Source organism: Pseudomonas phytophila, assembly GCF_025643095.1.
Classification (GTDB): Bacteria; Pseudomonadota; Gammaproteobacteria; order Pseudomonadales; family Pseudomonadaceae; genus Aquipseudomonas; species Aquipseudomonas quasicaspiana.
Genome location: NZ_CP081201.1, coordinates 606,338 through 625,605, shown reverse-complemented (window position 1 = coordinate 625,605; position 19,268 = coordinate 606,338). Strand labels below are relative to the sequence as shown.

Genomic DNA, 19,268 nt, shown 5'->3' with positions numbered 1-19,268 from the left:
CTCCTTATTGTTTACGCGCGACACGTTCAAGCAATGCCGTCAGCTCATCGAGCTTAGCAGACAGTGTCTCCACGTCATGTTTAGACGGTATACCGATGCGATTCAAGGCGCTGGCGACCCGCCGATCGAAAGCGCTTTCGATTTTATCGAGTTGCACCTCGACCCGACCCTTCACTGAAGTCAGCTCATCTTTAGCCGAATCGATCTCGCTATTAGCGGCATCGACCTTTTCGTCGATCACTTTTTTGGCTTTCTTTTCGGTCTGCTCACCCGCTTTGACCAGCTCCTTGAAGTACTCAGCGCCTTCCTGACCGGCCCACGAATAAGCGCCCAGCCCGGCCAGCCAGACCTTGCGGGCATACAGGCGAACGTCGGAGACCGAACTGTTTTCTTCGTCTTTGATTTTTTTCTTCAACGTAACTTTGGCCATGGTGCACCTCACGCTCGAATGTTTGAGGATCACCCCCAGGGACAACGGGGCATGGACACGAAAGTAGTCGGAAAAATTAGAAAGCTCACCCTAGGTTTGGGTGATGTTGAAGGGATGTAGGAAATGGGGGTAGGAATTGGGTGAGTTTGCCCCTGTGCAGACTGTGTGGGAGCGAATTCATTCGCGAAGAAGCCAGTACATCCAATACATCTTCATCGAATGAAATACTGCGCTGGTCTAATGACCCCGGACACCTCAATAGGGGAAACTATATCCATTGAGGAGTCACCATGACCAAGAAATACAGAAAATTCGATGCCGCTTTCAAGCTTGATGTTTGCAAGCTCATCGTCGATCAAGGCCAGAGTGTGAACTCTGTCTGCCTTGATATGAACCTGAGCGATACGGCAGTGCGTCGCTGGGTTGAGCAATACAAGGCCGAGCTGTTAGGTGGCCCGGGAATTGGCAACCCGTTGACCAGCGAGCAACAGCGTATTCGCCAACTGGAGCAGCAGATTCGTGAGCTGAAAATGGATAATGACATCCTAAAAAAAGCTACGGCCTTCTTTGCCCGCGAATTGAAGTGATCCATCAACTGGTTCACCAATTACAACGTAAGGCCTACCCGGTGGCTCGTCTCTGTCGGGTACTGCGGATCAGTCGCTCCGGTCTTTATGAGGCCCAACAGCGTCGTTTGAAACCCAAGCCCGCCTGTCCGGCAGCGGCCAGGATCAAGGCAGCCTTTGAAGCGTCGGAGCGTTGCTATGGTAGTCGTCGTGTGGTGAGCGCATTGCGTAAAGAAGGCCTGTCGATTGGTCGCTTCAAGGTGCGCAGCCTTATGAAACAACAAGGTCTGCGCCCGGTCTGGAAGCGTAAGTTTGTTCACACAACCAACAGCAATCACAACTTGCCGGTGGCTGAAAACCTTCTAAATCGCCAGTTCAACCCTGGGGCGATCAATCAATCCTGGGTTGCAGACATTACTTATATCCGCACACGCGGCGGCTGGGTGTACCTGGCAGTGGTCATGGACCTTTTCTCGCGCAAGATCGTGGGCTGGGCCATGGCCCCTCATATGCGAGCCGAGCTGGTAATCAGCGCCATGCAATTGGCTATCGCTCAACGCCAACCTGAGCCAGGTTTGATCGTCCACTCGGATCGAGGCAGTCAGTACGCAGGAGCGGCTTATCAGGCGCTGCTGACCCGCAATGGAATGCGTTGCAGTATGAGCCGCAAGGGTAACTGCTGGGACAACGCGGTTATGGAGCGCTTCTTTTTGAACCTGAAAATGGAGCGTACCTGGAGGAAGGATTACGCCAACCACGCCGAAGCGATAAAGGACATCACGGACTACATCGTGCGGTTCTACAACGAGGGGCGATTGCACTCGAAACTGGGCTATGTGCCGCCCAATCAATATGAGCGGCAAGCAGCCTGACAATCACCGATTGAGGTGTCCGGAAAAAGTTGACCACTGCATACTGCTTTCGCGAATGAATTCGCTCCCACGGGATCTGCGGGTTTTGTTTAGTCGGTGGTATGACTCAAGCAACCAGCGCTTTATCCAGCTGTCGCTCGACCTCTGCCTGAATCTGTCCGCTCATGGCCGACAGGAAAAAATTAAGCTCCAGGTTAACCCGCACAAAATCCTCTCCGACATCGACCGAGCCTTTGGCGCCCTTGCCTTCAAGCTTGACGACGTCGCCGCTCCACTCGTGCTCGATGCCGTATTTGTCGGCCAGCTTCTCGACCAGCAGCTCAGCCTTCTCGCGAGCCTTTTCCTTGCCCAGCGAATGCGGGCGTTCAACAGTAATCTTGGCCATTCGATGGCTCCTTCAGCGCAAGGTCAATCGTGGGGCAACTATACCAGCCGACCCGGATGAAGAAACTGTTGGCGATGAGCCTTGTCAAGACAAAGCCAGCCACGACGATTAGAATGGCAACACTTTATTCCGGTGAACGCGATATGAATGATCCGCGCAAAGGCAGCGATGCCGAACCTACTACTCACTTCGGCTACAAAAATGTGCCGGAAAGCCAGAAGGCAGAGAAAGTTGCGGAGGTGTTCCACTCCGTCGCAGCCAAGTACGACTTGATGAACGACCTGCTGTCCGGTGGCATGCATCGCCTCTGGAAGCGCTTCGCTATTGAACTTTCCGGCGTTCGTACCGGTAACCGCGTGCTGGACATTGCGGGCGGTACAGGCGACCTGACCAAAAAGTTTTCCCACTTGGTCGGCCCGACCGGCGAAGTGGTGCTGGCTGACATCAACGCCTCCATGCTCAAGGTCGGTCGCGACCGACTGCTGGACCTGGGCGTGGCAAGCAACGTCAAATTCGTACAGGCCGACGCAGAAAAGCTGCCGTTCCCTGACAACCATTTCGACTGCGTGACCATCGCCTTCGGCCTGCGCAATGTGACCCACAAGGAAGATGCGCTGCGCTCGATGCTGCGCGTACTCAAGCCGGGTGGCCGTCTGTTGGTGCTGGAGTTCTCCAAGCCGACCAACAAGCTGATGTCCAAGGCCTATGACGCCTACTCGTTCGCGTTCATGCCCCTTATGGGCAAGCTGGTCACCAATGACTCGGAAAGCTACCGTTATCTGGCCGAATCGATCCGCATGCACCCGAATCAGGAAACCCTGAAATCGATGATGGTCGAAGCCGGTTTTGACCGCGTGACCTACCACAACATGACCGCAGGCGTCGTGGCACTGCATCGCGGCATCAAACCCTGATGTTGCTCAGCGGCTTGCTCGCCAGCGTCGAGCACGGCATCAACCGCGTGTTGCGTCTGGACAGCACCGCCTTGCCACGTCTTGAGCGCCTGTCGGGCAAGGTGATCGCGGTGGATTGCCGCAATCCTTCGCTACAGCTGTTCATTCTGCCCAGCGATGAAGGTCTGCTGCTGGCCTCGCACTGGGAAGTTGAAGCGGATTGCACCCTGCGCGCCCCGGCCGCCAGCCTGATGCGTCTGGCGGTGAGCAAGGACAAGAGCGCCGTGCTGCATGGCCCCGATGTCGAGCTGGATGGGGACAGTGGCGTATTACTGGAACTGGTCGGAATCCTTCAGGACCTCGAGCTGGACTGGGAATACGAGCTATCCCGCTGGCTTGGTCCGGTGGCAACCACCTTACTGGGTGATCATTTGCGCAGCCGCGCGCGCTGGAGCAAAGACAGCTTCGCCAACCTCAGCCAGAGCCTTGCCGACTACCTGAACGAGGAGTCGCGCACCCTGGTGGGTAAACACGAAGCCGAAGCACGCTTTGCCGAACTCGACCGGATCAAACTTGATCTGGAACGCCTTGAGGCGCGCTTTGAGCGCCTCGCCCAATCCTCTGACTCCAGCGATAACGCATGAAGCTGCTTGCCGTCCGCCGTCTGTTTCGTATCCAGCGTGTCGTGATCCGCTACCGTCTCGATGACCTGCTGTTCGCCCTGCCGCTGCCGTGGTGGATGAAGGCCACGCGCTTTGTCATGCCGTGGCGTTTGCTGCCGCGCAACAACGCCGAGCTGCCCCGCGGTGCGCGTCTGCGTCTGGCGCTGCAGGACCTTGGGCCGATCTTCATCAAGTTCGGCCAAATCCTGTCTACCCGCCGCGATCTGCTGCCAGAGGACATCGCTGACGAGTTGATGCTGTTGCAGGACCGCGTTCCGCCGTTCGATCCGCAAGTGGCGATCAAGCTCATCGAAGAACAACTGGGCGCGAAGATCAGCGAGGTGTTCAGTCGCTTCGACGTCACGCCACTGGCTTCGGCTTCGGTGGCGCAGGTCCACGCCGCGCAACTGAAAAGTGGCGAAGAAGTCGTGGTCAAGGTTGTGCGTCCGGGCCTCAAGCCGATCATCGGCCAGGACCTGGCATGGCTGTTCATACTGGCGCGCACAGCTGAGCGGATGTCCGCCGATGCCCGCCTGTTGCACCCGGTGGACGTGGTCGCCGACTACGAGAAAACCATTTACGACGAACTGGACCTGCTGCGTGAAGCGGCCAACTCCAGTCAGTTGCGTCGCAACTTCGAAGGCTCGGACCTGCTCTACGTGCCCCAGGTTTACTGGGACTGGTGCCGTCCGAAGGTGCTGGTCATGGAGCGCATCTACGGGATTCAGGTCAACGATCTGGCAACCCTGGCGGATCAACGCACCGACATGAAGTTGCTGGCCGAACGCGGTGTTGAGATTTTCTTCACGCAGGTATTCCGCGACAGCTTTTTCCACGCCGATATGCACCCCGGCAATATTTTCGTCAGCACGGTCAACCCGTGGAGCCCGCAATACATCGCTATCGACTGCGGGATCGTCGGCAGCCTGACTCCGGAAGATCAGGATTATCTGGCCCGTAACCTGTTTGCCTTCTTTAAACGTGATTATCGTCGCGTTGCGCAATTGCACATTGATTCGGGCTGGGTGCCTGCGGAAACCAAACTCAACGAGTTTGAAGCCGCGATTCGGACTGTATGCGAGCCGATTTTCGAGAAGCCGCTCAAGGATATTTCCTTCGGTCAGGTACTGATGCGCCTGTTCCAGACCGCACGACGCTTCAACATGGAAGTCCAGCCGCAGCTCGTTCTGCTGCAGAAGACCCTGTTGAACATCGAAGGGCTGGGCCGTCAGTTGTATCCCGACCTGGATCTGTGGAGCACCGCGCAGCCGTTTCTGGAACGCTGGATGCGGGATCGCGTCAGCCCGAAAACACTGTTTGGCAACCTGCAGTCCCAGGTCGAGCAGATTCCGCATCTGGCCAACATGACCCGGGACCTGTTGGAGCGCATGTCGCAACCTCACCGGACTGATCCGCCGCCACCGTGGCGTGAACGCGGTGACGGTTGGGCATTGCGCCTGCTGGGTTCGGCGCTGCTGGCCGGAGGTGCGGTCATGGCCTCGACGCTGGTCGCGGAAGGTACGGCGCTGGTCGCACCACTCGCCTGGCCTGCATGGATCATGCTGGTGGCTGGCCTGTATCTGGTCATCCGCCGATAGCCAGCGGCGCTGCCCGCTGGCACACTGTTGAATCCGCCGAGGCCTGAAGCCCGGCTGCCGGAGTAGATATGAAAGACTGGCTGGACGAAATCAAGTGGGACAGTGACGGTCTGGTGCCTGCCATTGCTCAGGATCACAAGACCGGACGTGTTCTGATGATGGCGTGGATGAACCGCGAGGCCCTGAGCCTCACCGCCGCAGAGAATCGTGCAATCTATTGGTCGCGTTCGCGTGGCAAACTCTGGCGCAAAGGCGAAGAATCGGGCCATGTGCAGAAGCTTCATGAACTGCGTCTGGACTGCGACGCCGATGTGATCATCCTGATGGTCGAGCAGATTGGCGGCATCGCTTGCCATACCGGGCGCGAAAGCTGCTTCTATCGCGTCTACGAAGACGCCGCCTGGAAGACCGTCGAACCGGTCTTGAAAGATCCTGAAGCTATTTATCACGCAGGACACTGAAACATGACTGATACCTTGACCCGCCTGGCCGAAGTGCTGGAGTCGCGCAAAGGTGCCGCTGCCGACAGTTCCTATGTCGCCAGCCTGTATCACAAGGGATTGAACAAGATTCTGGAGAAGGTCGGCGAAGAGTCGGTCGAAACCATCATTGCCGCCAAGGATGCCGCTGTCAGCGGCGATTGCAGCGATGTCATCTACGAAACCGCTGACCTGTGGTTTCACAGCATGGTGATGCTTGCTGCACTGGGTCAGCACCCACAAGCAGTGCTGGATGAACTGGACCGCCGTTTCGGCTTGTCCGGGCATGCGGAAAAAGCCGCACGCACAGCTGACTGACCTTCACTTTTCGAGCTTGAAATTTCTACGAGGATTGCTTCATGGGTATTTTTGACTGGAAACACTGGATCGTCATCCTGGTTGTCGTGGTACTGGTGTTCGGCACCAAGAAGCTCAAGGGTCTGGGCAGCGATGTCGGTGAGTCGATCAAGGGCTTTCGCAAAGCCATGAACGATGATGAGAAACCTGCCGAGCAGCCGCCGGTGCAGCCTCAGCAACCGCCGCAAGCAGCGCCACAGGGCTCGCCCCTGAACCAGCCGCATACCATCGACGCGCAAGCGCATAAAGTCGAAGAGCCAATCCGCAAAGACTAGGTCGTATTGAATGTTTGGTATCAGCTTCTCTGAACTGCTGCTGGTCGGCCTCGTCGCCTTGCTGGTGCTTGGCCCTGAGCGTCTGCCCGGCGCTGCGCGTACCGCTGGCCTCTGGATAGGCCGGCTGAAGCGCAGCTTCAATGCGATCAAACAGGAAGTTGAACGCGAAATCGGCGCCGACGAAATCCGTCGGCAACTGCATAACGAGCACATCCTGTCGCTGGAAGAAGAAGCGCGCAAGATCATGTCTCCGCAGCAGCCCCCGGCCAACCCGCCTCCGGCAACCGAACAGACGCCCGCTGAGCCGGTGGTTTCGACCATCCCGAACACGCCGTCTGTGACACCTGCCGCTGATCTGGGGCCGGCCGCTCCGGCGGGCACTACGCCCGCTGCTGAACCGACGCCCCATGTCGCGACTGAACCTGCGCACGTGTCGCCCGCAGCGCCAGCACCCAACGCACCCTCCGCCAACGATTCGTCACTGCCACCGCGAGCCCCATGAGCGATATTCCGGAAAATGACCAGCAAATGCCGCTGGTCTCGCACCTCACAGAACTCCGTTCGCGCCTGCTGAAATGCGTCCTGGCGATTTTCGTGATCTTCGCCTGCCTGTTTTACTTCACCCAGAAGATCTACACCTTCGTTTCGGCACCGCTCCGGGTTTTCCTGCCGGAAGGTGCAACGATGATCGCCACCGATGTGGCTTCGCCGTTCATCACGCCGTTCAAGCTGACGATGATGGTAGCGCTGTTCCTGGCCATGCCGGTGATCCTGCATCAGATCTGGGGCTTTATCGCACCGGGCCTGTACAAGCATGAGAAGCGCGTCGCGGTACCGCTTTTGGTGTCGAGCATCATCCTGTTCTATTCGGGCATGGCCTTCGCTTATTACCTGGTCTTCCCGCTGATATTCCACTTCTTCGCCAGCGTGACGCCGGAAGGCGTGTCGATGATGACGGACATCGCCAGTTATCTGGACTTCGTCATGACGCTGTTCTTTGCCTTCGGTGTAGCGTTCGAGATTCCGGTAGCCGTCGTGCTGCTGGTGTGGATCGGCATCGTTGACGTGAAGTACCTGAAAAAGATCCGCCCTTACGTGATCATCGGTTGCTTCGTGGTCGGCATGATTCTGACCCCGCCCGACATCTTCTCCCAGACACTGCTGGCTGTGCCGATGTGGCTGTTGTTCGAGATCGGGGTGTTGTGCAGTTCCATGATCACCAAGCGCGGCGATCATGCCGACGACCAGCCCGAAGAAGACAAGCAAGACCAGCCGCCCGCGACTCAGCCGTGAACCTGCTGCTTCTAGAAGACGCCGACTTTGTTGCGGCTGACAGGGTCGTACTGCGCGACAGACGCCTCAAGCATATGCAAGAGGTGCATCGCGCAGAAGTTGGCGACAGCCTGCGTGTCGGCCGTATTGGCGGCTTGCTGGGCAGCGCTGAGCTGCTGCGGCTTGAGGCACATGAAGCCGAGCTACGCATCACCCTCGACAGCGCCCCGCCCGCCAAACTGCCGTTGACCCTGTTGCTCGCCCTGCCCCGCCCGAAAATGCTGCGCCGGGTGTTTCAGACCGTGGCGACTATGGGTGTGTCCAAGGTCATTCTGCTCAACAGTTATCGTGTTGAAAAAAGCTTTTGGCAGACGCCGTTCCTTGAACCTCAAGCGATCCGCGAGCAACTGATTCTCGGCCTTGAGCAAGCACGGGACAGTGTGTTGCCCGAGATCATTATCGAAAAACGCTTCAAGCCGTTTGTCGAAGATCGCCTGCCGCAACTCGCCCAGGGGACTCTGGGTCTGGTCGGACATCCCGGCAACTTCCCCGCTTGCCCACGCGCCGTGACCGGGCCAGTCACCCTGGCCATCGGCCCCGAGGGCGGCTGGATTCCCTACGAAGTCGACCTGCTGACCAAAGCAGGGCTGCAACCGGTGCAGCTTGGCGAGCGCATCCTGCGGGTCGAAACAGCAGTGACTGCGCTGTTGGCCCGGCTGTTCTGATCGACGAGCAAACAATTTTGTAGACGCTGCACTTTGCCCTTCGCATAGCACTAGCGCGCGGTAAACGCGACCTGTGTAGGAGTGAGCTTGGTCGCGATTCGGTTGTCCTGTCGACAACTTATCGCCAAACCTGATGCCATCGCGAGCAAGCTCACTCCTACAGATAGGACCATAACGACTCCTCCCTTCAGTTCCCCATCCCCCTGCCGATGCATGTTGTAAGAAATTACCTACAACAAACCTATTCCAAGGAGTTCCGCATGGGTTTGCTCGGCAAAAGTCTCGGTAACATGAGCGTTCGTCTGAAACTCGGGCTTGGTTTCAGTATCGTTTTACTGTTAACCATAGTGATCACAGCCACCGGGTGGTTGAGCGTTGCATCGCTGATTGATCGCGGTGAGAAACTGGTTTCGATTTCGCAAATCAGCGAGCAAACCCTGGATCTGCGCTCCAAGCGTCTGATGTACGAAATGCAGTACAACGATGAGGCTGCCAAGGCGCTCATTGCCTCCCTCGACAAGCTCGACGCACTGACTAAAATCGCTCGCAGCACGGTCTCAACCCCGGAAAGCCATCAATGGCTTGAAGACCAGGCACAAGCAGCTGGCGGATACCGTAGCGCATTCTTAGAGCTGACCCAGGCTATCCAGACACGCGAAGCCAGTCGTACCAATCTGGGCGCTACGGCAGACAAGGCTGTGGAAGAGGTCAACAAGATCGAAGCCTCGTTGCTGCAAGGTGACAGCGTCGTGCAATTTGATGCCGTGGTCGACGTCAGCAAGCTGATCCAGCAAGCGCGCTTCCAGGTCCGCGGCTACACCTACAGCGGTCGTGCCGAATTCGAACAGAATGCCAACGCCGCCATAGACGAGGCACTGACCGGCATCAACACGCTGGCCGGCAGTATTCCATCCAGTTATCTCCCTCAATTGCAGGCAGCCAGCACCGCGCTCAAAGGCTACCGTGCAGCAGTCGGCCAGTATCGCGACGCACAACTGGCGAGCAAGCAAGCCCTGGAAAAAATGGCCAAGCATGCAGTCGTGCTACTGGGCACATCCCAGAAACTGGCGGACGATCAATACAGCAAACGTGAGGCCGACAGCCAGCAGGCCAAGTCCATGTTGACCATCGCTACCGTGCTGGCACTGGTGTTCGGCATCATTGCCGCCTGGGTCATTACCCGCCAGATCGTCGGGCCGTTGCTAGAAACCCTGAATATTGTGGAGCGCGTTGCCGATGGTGACCTGAGCCACGACCTGATCGTTGATCGTCGCGACGAAATGGGCCAATTGCAAACCAGCATTCAACGCATGACCGTCAACCTGCGCCAACTGATCGGCGGGATTCGCGACGGTGTGACCCAGATCGCCAGCGCGGCGGAAGAGCTGTCTGCGGTAACGGAGCAAACCAGCGCCGGGGTGAACAGCCAGAAGGTCGAGACCGATCAAGTGGCCACCGCGATGCACGAGATGACCGCCACGGTCCAGGAAGTCGCACGTAACGCCGAGGAGGCGTCTGAAGCGGCCGTAGCAGCGGATCAGCAAGCCCGTGAGGGTGATCGCGTGGTCAACGAAGCGATTACCCAGATCGAGCGTCTGGCCTCGGAAGTGGGTAACTCCACCGAAGCAATGAGCGAACTCAAGCGCGAAAGCGACAAGATCGGCAGTGTCCTGGACGTGATCAAGTCGGTTGCACAACAGACCAACCTGCTCGCCCTCAACGCCGCCATCGAAGCCGCACGCGCCGGGGAAGCCGGTCGTGGTTTCGCGGTCGTCGCCGACGAAGTGCGCAGCCTTGCTCAGCGCACTCAGAAGTCGACCGAAGAGATCGAGCAACTGATTGCAGGCCTGCAAAGTGGCACGCAGCAAGTGGCGACCATCATGGACAACAGCCGCGAACTGACCGTCAGCAGCGTGGAGCTGACTCGCCGTGCCGGTAGCTCGCTGGAGAACATCACCAAGACCGTTTCGGCAATCCAGGCGATGAACCAACAAATCGCCGCTGCCGCCGAAGAACAAAGCGCTACAGCTGAAGAGATCAACCGCAGCATCCTCAATGTGCGCGATGTCTCTGAACAAACTTCCGCTGCCAGTGAAGAAACCGCATCGTCCAGCGTTGAGCTGGCACGACTGGGTAATCATTTGCAGGTGATGGTGAGCAAGTTCAAGATTTAACGTCTCTTAGGCTTTTATGTGGGAGCCGAGCTTGCTCGCGATAAGGCTGGACACAGTTCACTTTCGATCGCGTCCAGCCTTATCGCGAGCAAGCTCGGCTCCCACAAAGAGACCTCGCTGTGTCAGGACATTCACACACCCCACTCAGACCCCTCCTACGACCAACTCAGGTCGCGCTCTTCTTTGCCCTGCCGATGCGCTGACAACGTAGGTCCTGGCTTGTCCAGGCCCTACCTGTTTCGCACAATTGCAGGAGCTTTCCGATGTTTCGATGGATCAACCAAACGCTTGGCAACACCAGCGTAAAACTCAAGCTGTCCCTGGGTTTCGGCCTGGTGCTGATGCTCACGATGGCAATCACCCTGACCGGCTGGCATGGTCTGGACACCATGATTGAACGCTCGGAATCCCTGACGTCCATCGGGCAACTGAGCAACATGACCAAGGATTTGCGCACCGACCGCATTATCTATCGTCAGAAAAACAGCCCGGAAAACGCGAACAAGGTTGTTAACCAGCTCAATGGACTGGAGAGCCATCTGGAGGCATTGCGAAAAGAAACAGACGACCGCATCAGCGTTGGCTTGCTGATCGGGCAAAGCAAAATCGTCGCTGATATGGAAAAGACTTTCACGGCGCTCAGCGATGAGAACCAACGGCGAGACTTGTCCCGGACTCAACTGGACCAACAATCGGAACAAGCGGTACAGGCTGTCGCGCTGGTGGAGATTGAAGTGCTCAAAGCCGTAAGCCAGGAGCAGGACAATGGCGAGCGGCTGGATGAATTCACCAACATCTCGCAGCTCAAGCAGCAGATCCAGAACGCTCGATTTCAGGTTCAGGCCTACACCTTCACTGCGCTGGAGGCCTATGAAACAGCAGCCATTGGGGCTATCGACGAGTCTCTGAAAGAAGTGCAGCAAATTGGCCAGGATCAGGCCGACAGCAACCTCAAAGGCCTGCAGCCGGCGAAAGAGGCGCTGGAGCGCTATCGTGCTCAGCTCGGTCACTTCAAGGACATTCAGGTCAAAGTGGAGGCCGCTCAGGAAACGCTCGAAGACCTGGGCGACAAGATGCTGAGCAGCGTCGCGGAACTGCTGGCCCTGCAAAGCCAGCAACGCGACACCGAGGCGGGCGCCTCTCGCACCATGCTGAGCAGCGTTGCCGTATTGGCCATGTTGCTTGGCCTGCTCGCAGCCTGGGTCATGACGCAACAAATCATCGCACCGCTGCGCGAGACACTGGCGGCCGCAGAACGTATCGCCAAGGGTGACTTGAGCAAGGACTTACAGGTTCAGCGCAAAGATGAAATGGGGCAACTGCAAGACAGCATGCAGGCCATGACCCTCAGCTTGCGGCAGTTGATCGGCGGGATCAGCGAGGGCGTCGCGCAGATAACCGATGCGGCGCAGCAGCTGTCGGCTGTGACCGAGCAGACCAGTACCGGGGTCAACAGCCAGAAAGACGAGACCGATCAGGTGGCTGCGGCCATGAACGAAATGACCGCGACCGTGCACGAAGTTGCACGTAGCGCACAAGAGGCTTCTCAAGCGGCGGCGCAGGCGGATCAGCAGGCGCGGGAAGGCGATCAGGTGGTGGGACAGGCAATCGGGCAGATTGAGCAATTGGCGGACGAGGTCAAGAAATCCACTCAGGCCATGAATCTGTTGAAGCTGGAAAGCGACAAAATCGGCGGCGTGCTGGACGTCATCAAGTCAGTCTCGCAGCAAACCAACCTGTTGGCGCTGAACGCTGCCATTGAGGCTGCGCGTGCCGGAGAAGCCGGACGTGGTTTTGCGGTCGTCGCCGATGAAGTGCGCGGTCTGGCGCAACGTACACAGCAGTCGACAGAGGAAATCGAAGAGCTGATTGCAGCGTTGCAAAGCGGCACCCAACAAGTCGCCACGACACTGGATAACAGCCGCAGCCTGACCGACAACAGCGTGCAATTGAGCCGCCGCGCAGGCAGCGCGCTGGAGCAGATTACCCGCACCGTATCGACCATTCAGGACATGAACCAGCAGATAGCCACCGCCAGCGAAGAACAAAGCGCCGTGGCGGAGCAGATCAATCGCAACATTATCAGCGTGAGGGATGTGTCAGAGCAGACCGCGTCGGCGAGCGATCAGACGGCGGCGTCAAGTGTGGAGCTGGCGCGGTTGGGGACGCATTTGCAAGGACTGGTGGCGAAGTTTCGGGTGGGCTAGCGCGTTACTGTTGGAGCGAGGCTTGCCCGCGAAGAACGATAACGCGGTGTTTCAGGCACACCGAAGCGATAGATTCGCGGGCAAGCCTCGCTCCAACATGTTCAGCGAATCATTTACGGCTGGCGATGATGTACACAGCGTGAATGATGCCTGGGAAGTAACCAAGGATGGTCAGCAGGATGTTCAACCAGAAGGCGCCGGCGAAACCGACTTGCATGAACACGCCCACGGGCGGCAGCAGGATTGCGAAGATGATGCGAATAATGTCCATGGGGTAGCTCCAGATTAAATGGCTCTCGTAAGCCATACAGCGAATGGACCCATGGGCAATGAAAGAGGTTCCATTTGGTCTGGCAACCAGCCATTACCGAGGAGAATCATGGGTTGAAGCTGCCGTAAATCATCTGCAACTTAATCGGCCCCAATAAGAAAACCCCGCCTAAGCGGGGTTTTGCAGACTGTTTCCCTGACTTCCATTTCTCCCCACCATCCTGGCAGGCATCCTTACGTGTCCGTGTTATTTGTTGCGCTTCCTGCGCTACGTCCTTGGAACAAAGATTAACTTTGGATCCAACATTCGGATAGAGGCAAAAAAGCACCACGTAGTGTAAGCAAATGCTTACAAAGCCTCAGTCGTCAAAATTGCGCCGCATCCAGCAGGAACAGCGACTCGCTTCCCGCCTTGACCGAAGCACTCAATGAGTGGATGCGCGGCAGCAAGCGGGCGAAGTAAAAACGTGCCGTGCCGAGCTTGCTGGCGTAGAAATCTTCCTGAGCTTCTTTACCCAACGCCGCTTTGGCCATCATCGCCCACAGGTAGGCGTATGTGGTGTAACCAAATACGTGAAGGTATTCGACGGACGCGGCACCGATTTCCTGAGGGTTGTTACGGGATCGGTCGAGAATCCAGTGAGTCAACTCGTCCAGCGTATCCAGCGCAGCGCTCAACGGCTTGGTGAATTCGCTCAGGGATGCGTCAGAACCGGTGATGAAACCACGAACCTCATCCGAGAACAGTTTGTAGTAGGCGCCGCCGCTGCCAACGATCTTGCGACCGACAAGATCCAGCGCCTGAATGCCGTTGGTGCCTTCGTAGATCTGAGTGATGCGCACGTCACGCACCAGTTGCTCCTGACCCCACTCCCGAATGTAGCCGTGACCACCAAACACTTGCTGGCCGTGGACAGTGGTTTCCAGGCCCATGTCGGTCAGGAACGCTTTGGCGACGGGGGTCAGCAACGCGACCAATTCATCAGCGCGCTGCCGAGCGACGTCATCTTCGCTGAACTTGGCGATATCCAGCTGTATCGCTACATAGGTAGAAAACGCACGACCACCTTCATTCAGCGCTTTCATAGTCAGCAACATGCGCCGCACATCCGGATGGACAATGATCGGATCAGCCATTTTCTCAGGCTGTTGCGCGCCGGTTGGCGAACGGCTCTGCAGACGGTCACGGGCGTAATCAATGGCGTTCTGGTAGGAACGCTCACCGGAAGCCAGGCCCTGAATGCCCACGCCAAGACGCTCGTAGTTCATCATGGTGAACATCGCAGCCAAGCCCTTGTTAGGCTCGCCGATCAGATAACCAACCGCTTCATCGAAGTTGATGACACAGGTAGCGGACGCCTGGATGCCCATTTTGTGCTCAATGGAACCGCAGCTCACGGTGTTACGCGAACCCAGGCTGCCGTCGGCATTAACCATGAATTTCGGCACCAGAAACAGCGAAATACCTTTTGGCCCAGCAGGCGCATCCGGCAGCTTGGCTAGAACCAGATGAATGATGTTTTCAGTCAGGTCGTGCTCGCCGCCAGTAATAAAAATCTTGGTGCCGGAAATTTTGTAAGAGTCGTCCGCCTGCGGTTCGGCCTTGGTGCGGATGATGCCCAGATCAGTCCCCGCATGGGCCTCAGTCAGGCACATCGAACCCGACCAGGCGCCGGAATACATGCTCGGCAGGTACGTGGCTTTGAGTTCTTCTGTGGCGTGGGTGTTGATCGAGACACAGGCCCCGGAAGTCAGCATCGGGTACAGGCCGAAGGCCAGGCTTGCCGAATTGAGCATCTCTTCGACCTGAGCCGAAACCGCTTTGGGCATGCCCATGCCGCCGAAATCAGGATTACCGCCAACGCCCACCCAGCCGCCTTCCGCGTAGGTTTGATAGGCCTGCGGGAAACCGTTGGGGGTAGTCACGGCAGTGTCGTTCCAGGTACATCCCTGTTCGTCGCCATTACGGCTCAGCGGTGCGATGCTCTTGCTGGTGACTTTGCCGGCTTCTTCAAGGATTGCTTCGACTGTCTCTGCATCAACCGTCTCGGCCAGTGTCGGCAGCTGCGCCCAAAGCTTCGAGACCTCGAAAACCTCATTAAGTACGAAACGCATATCGCGCAACGGCGCTTTGTAGTCAGCCATGGCAAACCTCACTGGGACAGGAGCAGTACGTCTGAATGGAGGAATCGCGCGATGAGTGCGCGAAGTCAGTGTCGATGGGACGAGTGTACTCCAACGCCACTAGAGACACATAGGGTCGATATATGACCAAATTACATATTTAAGTCACGCAAATATCCAGCAACCGTCAGAGAGCCCACGACTGCTTCGCATCATGCCAATTCCTGTAGGAGCTGCCGAAGGCTGCGATCGCGGTGTATCAGGAGAAATGCTTCGCAGCCTTCGGCAGCTCCTACAGAACATGCATTTCAATCCATTAATTTTGCGTTTTGTTTGATGCACGCTTGCCCGCGATAGCGTCAGAGCAGCCAATATATTTATCGACTGACAGACCGAATCGCGGGCAAGCGCGCTCCTACAGGGAGGTGAGCGTCCGGGGAAGATTAAGCAGCAGCTGTCCGCACAGCACCGCGCTTGGTGCTCTGCCCGTGGGACATGACGCAGTTGCGGCCAGCGCCTTTGGCGGCATAGAGCGCCTGGTCGGCCGCCTTGAGGACTTCTTCAGGGGTGCGATGCTCCGGCAGACGCTCGGCAACGCCAATGCTGACCGTCACCGACACACTGGTGGCAGGCCCTGCCCCTCGTCGCTGACGGCCTTGCTGATCGTCTTTGGGGCGGTTATCGGGATTGCGCAACTGAATCTCATAGTTGGCGATCAATTCACGAATGGCTTCCAGATGCGGAATGCATTCCTCGATGGACTTGGCAGCAAACACGATGGCGAACTCTTCACCGCCATAGCGATAAGCCTTACCGCCGCCACTGGTGATTCTCGACAACTTGCTGGCCACCAGCCGCAATACCTGATCGCCCACGTCATGGCCGTGGGTGTCGTTGAATTTCTTGAAGTGGTCGACGTCGCCCATGGCCAGAACGTAATTGCGCCCCAGACGCTGCATACGCTCATTGAGCGCGCGACGCCCCGGCAAACCGGTCAGTTCGTCGCGGAAGGCCATTTGATAAGCCTCATGAGCGACACCCGCTGCAATCATCAACATCACCTGGCTGCACATGATGTTCAGCGTGAACGGCAAAATGAAGGTTTTCGGCAATGCCCAGAACAGGCCAACCAGACCAATCAGCTGCGCGGCGTGCAAGGGACGAGGCTTGCGCACGTATTGCGCGATAAGCAAACCGAAGGCAATCAGGAAAGAAAGGTAGGACAGCTGAATCAGGCTCATCCACGAGCCATGCAGCGCAGGCCAGCGGATTTCTGCCAGCGACGCCAACAGCGCAGCCGGATAGCTTTGCTCCAGCCCCAGCGCGACAGCACCCACCGCGACCAACACCGCAAGGCGGGCGATCAGGTCCTGGACCAAGTGAGTTCGCTCTTCCCAGGCGGCATAGACCCCGTACAACAAGGGCAGCAGCAAGCACACCAGATGGAACACCACGGCAGCGTCTTCACGCACCTTGCCGTTATCGCGGAAATAATCAGTTTGCGTGTCGAGCAGGAAATAGGCGGTGTAGACGGTAATCATCAAAAACAGCTCGCGCTGGCGACGATAGACACAGCAATACGCGCCACCCAATAGCAGAACCAGAGTGGGCAGAACGTTGAACAGGGACGTGAAGAAAACGTTCAGGTCCTTGACGTATGCGGCCCCCAGCCCCCCCACCAATAAAACCAGCGAAGGCAGAAAATGACTCAGGCGTGCAGCAGAAGAACGCAACAAATGGGATGTCTCCTACCCATCACAGGGTAAAGAACTTAGTAGCTGGCATTGTGCCTTCATCCGCTCGGATATGCATTCAGAAGAACTAAATAGCAGGCTACTTTCTTTAACGGCAGCAATCCGGAAATGTTTATTGGCAGGAGGTGAAGATCGCGTGACGGCTCAGATAACCTGAGTGTGCATTGGTCCTGTGGGACCGGATCCATCCGGGAAAGCGGCAGCATAAACGACGATGATCCACTGGATGTACCGGCCTCTTCGCGAATGAATTCGCTCCCACAGGAGATATATCCCCACTCTCCCAACCAACAAAAAAAGCCGCCTCCCCCGAAGGAGAAGCGGCTTTGAGTGAAACCGGCGAGGCTTAGTAAGCCAGGCCGAAATCTTCTTCTTTCATGTCCATCAGGTTGTTGGCACCCGACAGCATGGCAGCAACGTGCGAGCGGGTACGAGGCAGGATGCGCTGGAAGTAGAAACGCGCAGTCTGCAGCTTGGCGGTGTAGAACGCCTCTTCGCTGGTGCCAGCGGCGAGCTTCTCGGCCGCCACGCGAGCCATGTCAGCCCAGAAGTAAGCCAGGCAGGCGTAACCGGAATACATCAGGTAATCCACCGACGCAGCACCGACTTCTTCACGATCCTTCATGGCGGCCATGCCCACTTTCATGGTCAGTTCGCCCCACTCCTTGTTCAGCGCGGCCAGTGGAGTGATGAACTCCTGAACAGCTTCGGCGCCTTCGTTGTTCTGGCAGAACTTGTGGACGATCTTGGTGAAGCCCTTGAGCGCTTCGCCTTGAGTCATCAGCACCTTACGACCCAACAGGTCCAGCGCCTGAATACCGGTGGTGCCTTCGTACAGCATGGAAATGCGGCTGTCGCGAACGTTCTGCTCCATGCCCCACTCGGCGATAAAGCCGTGGCCGCCGTAGATTTGTACACCGTGGTTAGCGGACTCGAAGCCCACTTCAGTCATGAACGCCTTGGCAATCGGCGTCATGAACGCCAACAGTGCATCGGCCTGCTTCTTGTGTTCAGCGTCTTCGCTGTACTTGGCGATATCCACCTGTTTAGCGGTGAAATACACCATGGCACGCGTGCCTTCGGAGAAAGCCTTCATGGTCAGCAGCATGCGACGCACATCGGGGTGAACGATGATCGGGTCAGCGGCCTTGTCCGGCGCTTTGGGACCAGTCAGCGAACGCATCTGCAGACGATCACGCGCGTATTTCAGGCCGCCCTGAAATCCGATTTCAGCGTGGGCCAGACCTTGCAGCGCGGTACCAAGACGTGCGGTGTTCATGAAGGTGAACATGCAGTTCAGACCTTTGTTCGCCGGGCCGATCAGGAAGCCGGTGGCCGCATCGAAGTTCATCACGCAGGTCGCGTTGCCGTGGATGCCCATCTTGTGTTCCAGAGAACCACAGTTCACGGCATTGCGCTCGCCAACGCTGCCGTCAGCGTTTGGCAGGAATTTCGGCACGATGAACAGTGAGATACCTTTGGTGCCAGCAGGGGCATCCGGCAGACGCGCCAGTACGATATGGACGATGTTATCGGCCATGTCGTGCTCGCCAGCCGAGATAAAGATTTTGGTGCCGGTGACACGATACGAGCCATCAGCCTGAGGTTCCGCCTTGGTCCGCAGCATGCCCAGGTCGGTACCGCAGTGGGATTCGGTCAGGCACATGGTGCCGGTCCATTCGCCCGACACCAGCTTGGTCAGGTACAGGTGCTGCTGTTCTTCGGTGCCGTGTTCGGAAATGGTATTCATCGCGCCATGGGACAGACCTGGGTACATGCCCCAGGACCAGTTGGCTTCGCCGACCATCTCACTAACCGCCAGCCCCAGGGATTCAGGCAAGCCCTGACCACCATGCTCAACGTCGTGCGCCAGGCTTGGCCAGCCGCCTTCGACGAATTGCTTGTAGGCCTCTTTGAAGCCGCTCGGCGTTTTCACGCCCGACTCGCTCCACGTACAACCTTCCAGATCACCAACACGATTCAGCGGTGCCAGCACCTGCTCACAAAACTTGGCGCCTTCTTCAAGAATGGCGTCGACCATGTCTGGAGTAGCGTCCTGGCAAGCCGGCAGACTTTGATAGTGCGCTTCGTAGCCGAGCAGTTCGTCACGAACGAAGCGAATATCACGCAAGGGGGCCTTGTAGTCAGGCATAGCGATAAACCTCTGCTGATGAAACCTGGAAATGTATGACCGATCGGTCGCTGCGGGAATGTTCCCCAACCAC

18 protein-coding genes and 1 pseudogene are annotated in these 19,268 nt (G+C 57.4%); 13 read left to right on the top strand and 6 right to left on the bottom strand.

The genetic code is table 11. From position 1 onward, the window contains the following. Positions 1-4 precede the first annotated feature (4 nt). Positions 5-430 (bottom strand): phasin family protein, encoded by a 426-nt coding sequence (locus K3169_RS02790; protein WP_095092500.1) that lies wholly within the window; start codon positions 428-430, stop codon positions 5-7. A 290-nt stretch (positions 431-720) separates the two neighbouring features. Here K3169_RS02790 and K3169_RS02785 point away from each other — a divergent pair. Beyond that, positions 721-1,868 (top strand): IS3 family transposase gene (locus K3169_RS02785; protein ID WP_263269877.1). Its coding sequence is split into 2 segments (ribosomal slippage): positions 721-976 and positions 976-1,868, totalling 1,149 coding nucleotides; the frame shifts between segments, so codons are not numbered across the junction. 106 nt (positions 1,869-1,974) lie between these two features. Here K3169_RS02785 and K3169_RS02780 read toward each other — a convergent pair. Continuing rightward, complete coding sequence (locus K3169_RS02780; RefSeq protein ID WP_027901654.1) at positions 1,975-2,253, bottom strand: polyhydroxyalkanoic acid system family protein; 279 nt, start codon at positions 2,251-2,253, stop codon at positions 1,975-1,977. Positions 2,254-2,396: 143 nt separating this feature from the next. On the opposite strand from K3169_RS02780, the gene ubiE reads away from it, so the two are divergent. The 12 genes and pseudogenes from ubiE (at position 2,397) to K3169_RS29680 (ending at position 12,895) form a co-directional block, all read left to right on the top strand. After that, complete coding sequence (ubiE, locus tag K3169_RS02775) at positions 2,397-3,167, top strand: bifunctional demethylmenaquinone methyltransferase/2-methoxy-6-polyprenyl-1,4-benzoquinol methylase UbiE (protein ID WP_027901653.1); 771 nt, start codon at positions 2,397-2,399, stop codon at positions 3,165-3,167. Further along, positions 3,167-3,790, top strand: coding sequence for an SCP2 domain-containing protein (locus K3169_RS02770; protein WP_095092502.1), 624 nt, complete (start codon positions 3,167-3,169; stop codon positions 3,788-3,790). Before ubiE ends, K3169_RS02770 begins: the two co-directional genes overlap by 1 nt. Beyond that, complete coding sequence (gene ubiB, locus K3169_RS02765; protein WP_027901651.1) at positions 3,787-5,406, top strand: ubiquinone biosynthesis regulatory protein kinase UbiB; 1,620 nt, start codon at positions 3,787-3,789, stop codon at positions 5,404-5,406. Before K3169_RS02770 ends, ubiB begins: the two co-directional genes overlap by 4 nt. Positions 5,407-5,474: 68 nt before the next feature. Continuing rightward, positions 5,475-5,867, top strand: a complete 393-nt coding sequence (gene hisI, locus K3169_RS02760; protein ID WP_027901650.1) for a phosphoribosyl-AMP cyclohydrolase — start codon at positions 5,475-5,477, stop codon at positions 5,865-5,867. A 3-nt stretch (positions 5,868-5,870) separates the two neighbouring features. Further along, complete coding sequence (locus K3169_RS02755; protein WP_027901649.1) at positions 5,871-6,203, top strand: phosphoribosyl-ATP diphosphatase; 333 nt, start codon at positions 5,871-5,873, stop codon at positions 6,201-6,203. Between the two features lie 41 nt (positions 6,204-6,244). Continuing rightward, on the top strand, positions 6,245-6,517 hold the full coding sequence (locus K3169_RS02750) for a twin-arginine translocase TatA/TatE family subunit (protein ID WP_027901648.1): 273 nt from the start codon (positions 6,245-6,247) through the stop codon (positions 6,515-6,517). 10 nt (positions 6,518-6,527) lie between these two features. Further along, the gene (gene tatB, locus K3169_RS02745; protein ID WP_027901647.1) at positions 6,528-7,019 is read left to right on the top strand and encodes a Sec-independent protein translocase protein TatB; all 492 of its coding nucleotides are present in this window, start codon (positions 6,528-6,530) and stop codon (positions 7,017-7,019) included. After that, on the top strand, positions 7,016-7,810 hold the full coding sequence (gene tatC / locus K3169_RS02740; protein WP_027901646.1) for a twin-arginine translocase subunit TatC: 795 nt from the start codon (positions 7,016-7,018) through the stop codon (positions 7,808-7,810). Before tatB ends, tatC begins: the two co-directional genes overlap by 4 nt. Beyond that, positions 7,807-8,514, top strand: a complete 708-nt coding sequence (locus tag K3169_RS02735) for a 16S rRNA (uracil(1498)-N(3))-methyltransferase (RefSeq protein ID WP_122707510.1) — start codon at positions 7,807-7,809, stop codon at positions 8,512-8,514. The genes tatC and K3169_RS02735 overlap by 4 nt, the downstream gene beginning before the upstream one ends. Before the next feature lie 260 nt (positions 8,515-8,774). After that, positions 8,775-10,688 carry a methyl-accepting chemotaxis protein gene (locus K3169_RS02730; protein WP_263269874.1) on the top strand — a complete coding sequence of 638 codons (1,914 nt, stop codon included), beginning with the start codon at positions 8,775-8,777 and terminating at the stop codon, positions 10,686-10,688. Positions 10,689-10,951: 263 nt separating this feature from the next. Then, positions 10,952-11,989, top strand: a pseudogene (locus tag K3169_RS29685) (methyl-accepting chemotaxis protein); the annotation flags it as partial. A 9-nt stretch (positions 11,990-11,998) separates the two neighbouring features. Continuing rightward, positions 11,999-12,895, top strand: a complete 897-nt coding sequence (locus tag K3169_RS29680; RefSeq protein WP_411567040.1) for a methyl-accepting chemotaxis protein — start codon at positions 11,999-12,001, stop codon at positions 12,893-12,895. A gap of 109 nt (positions 12,896-13,004) precedes the next feature. Here K3169_RS29680 and K3169_RS02720 read toward each other — a convergent pair whose 3' ends face one another. From K3169_RS02720 to K3169_RS02705, 4 genes are all read right to left on the bottom strand, one after another. Beyond that, positions 13,005-13,166, bottom strand: a complete 162-nt coding sequence (locus K3169_RS02720) for a YqaE/Pmp3 family membrane protein (protein WP_049826708.1) — start codon at positions 13,164-13,166, stop codon at positions 13,005-13,007. Between the two features lie 365 nt (positions 13,167-13,531). Continuing rightward, positions 13,532-15,310 (bottom strand): acyl-CoA dehydrogenase C-terminal domain-containing protein, encoded by a 1,779-nt coding sequence (locus K3169_RS02715; protein ID WP_263269872.1) that lies wholly within the window; start codon positions 15,308-15,310, stop codon positions 13,532-13,534. 422 nt (positions 15,311-15,732) lie between these two features. Next, positions 15,733-17,025, bottom strand: coding sequence for a sensor domain-containing diguanylate cyclase (locus K3169_RS02710; RefSeq protein ID WP_027902458.1), 1,293 nt, complete (start codon positions 17,023-17,025; stop codon positions 15,733-15,735). A gap of 364 nt (positions 17,026-17,389) precedes the next feature. Beyond that, on the bottom strand, positions 17,390-19,195 hold the full coding sequence (locus K3169_RS02705; protein ID WP_027902457.1) for a phenylacyl-CoA dehydrogenase: 1,806 nt from the start codon (positions 19,193-19,195) through the stop codon (positions 17,390-17,392). Positions 19,196-19,268: the final 73 nt, after the last annotated feature.

What these genes read in the sequence shown, in the direction of transcription:
- K3169_RS02720 (WP_049826708.1), bottom strand. Translation starts at nt 13,166, where the DNA reads ATGGACATTATTCGCATCATCTTCGCAATCCTGCTGCCGCCCGTGGGC.
- tatC (WP_027901646.1), top strand. Translation starts at nt 7,016, where the DNA reads ATGAGCGATATTCCGGAAAATGACCAGCAAATGCCGCTGGTCTCGCAC.
- K3169_RS29680 (WP_411567040.1), top strand. Translation starts at nt 11,999, where the DNA reads ATGGGGCAACTGCAAGACAGCATGCAGGCCATGACCCTCAGCTTGCGG.
- K3169_RS02770 (WP_095092502.1), top strand. Translation starts at nt 3,167, where the DNA reads ATGTTGCTCAGCGGCTTGCTCGCCAGCGTCGAGCACGGCATCAACCGC.
- ubiE (WP_027901653.1), top strand. Translation starts at nt 2,397, where the DNA reads ATGAATGATCCGCGCAAAGGCAGCGATGCCGAACCTACTACTCACTTC.
- K3169_RS02755 (WP_027901649.1), top strand. Translation starts at nt 5,871, where the DNA reads ATGACTGATACCTTGACCCGCCTGGCCGAAGTGCTGGAGTCGCGCAAA.
- hisI (WP_027901650.1), top strand. Translation starts at nt 5,475, where the DNA reads ATGAAAGACTGGCTGGACGAAATCAAGTGGGACAGTGACGGTCTGGTG.
- K3169_RS02705 (WP_027902457.1), bottom strand. Translation starts at nt 19,195, where the DNA reads ATGCCTGACTACAAGGCCCCCTTGCGTGATATTCGCTTCGTTCGTGAC.
- K3169_RS02730 (WP_263269874.1), top strand. Translation starts at nt 8,775, where the DNA reads ATGGGTTTGCTCGGCAAAAGTCTCGGTAACATGAGCGTTCGTCTGAAA.
- K3169_RS02750 (WP_027901648.1), top strand. Translation starts at nt 6,245, where the DNA reads ATGGGTATTTTTGACTGGAAACACTGGATCGTCATCCTGGTTGTCGTG.
- tatB (WP_027901647.1), top strand. Translation starts at nt 6,528, where the DNA reads ATGTTTGGTATCAGCTTCTCTGAACTGCTGCTGGTCGGCCTCGTCGCC.
- K3169_RS02780 (WP_027901654.1), bottom strand. Translation starts at nt 2,253, where the DNA reads ATGGCCAAGATTACTGTTGAACGCCCGCATTCGCTGGGCAAGGAAAAG.
- ubiB (WP_027901651.1), top strand. Translation starts at nt 3,787, where the DNA reads ATGAAGCTGCTTGCCGTCCGCCGTCTGTTTCGTATCCAGCGTGTCGTG.
- K3169_RS02715 (WP_263269872.1), bottom strand. Translation starts at nt 15,310, where the DNA reads ATGGCTGACTACAAAGCGCCGTTGCGCGATATGCGTTTCGTACTTAAT.
- K3169_RS02790 (WP_095092500.1), bottom strand. Translation starts at nt 430, where the DNA reads ATGGCCAAAGTTACGTTGAAGAAAAAAATCAAAGACGAAGAAAACAGT.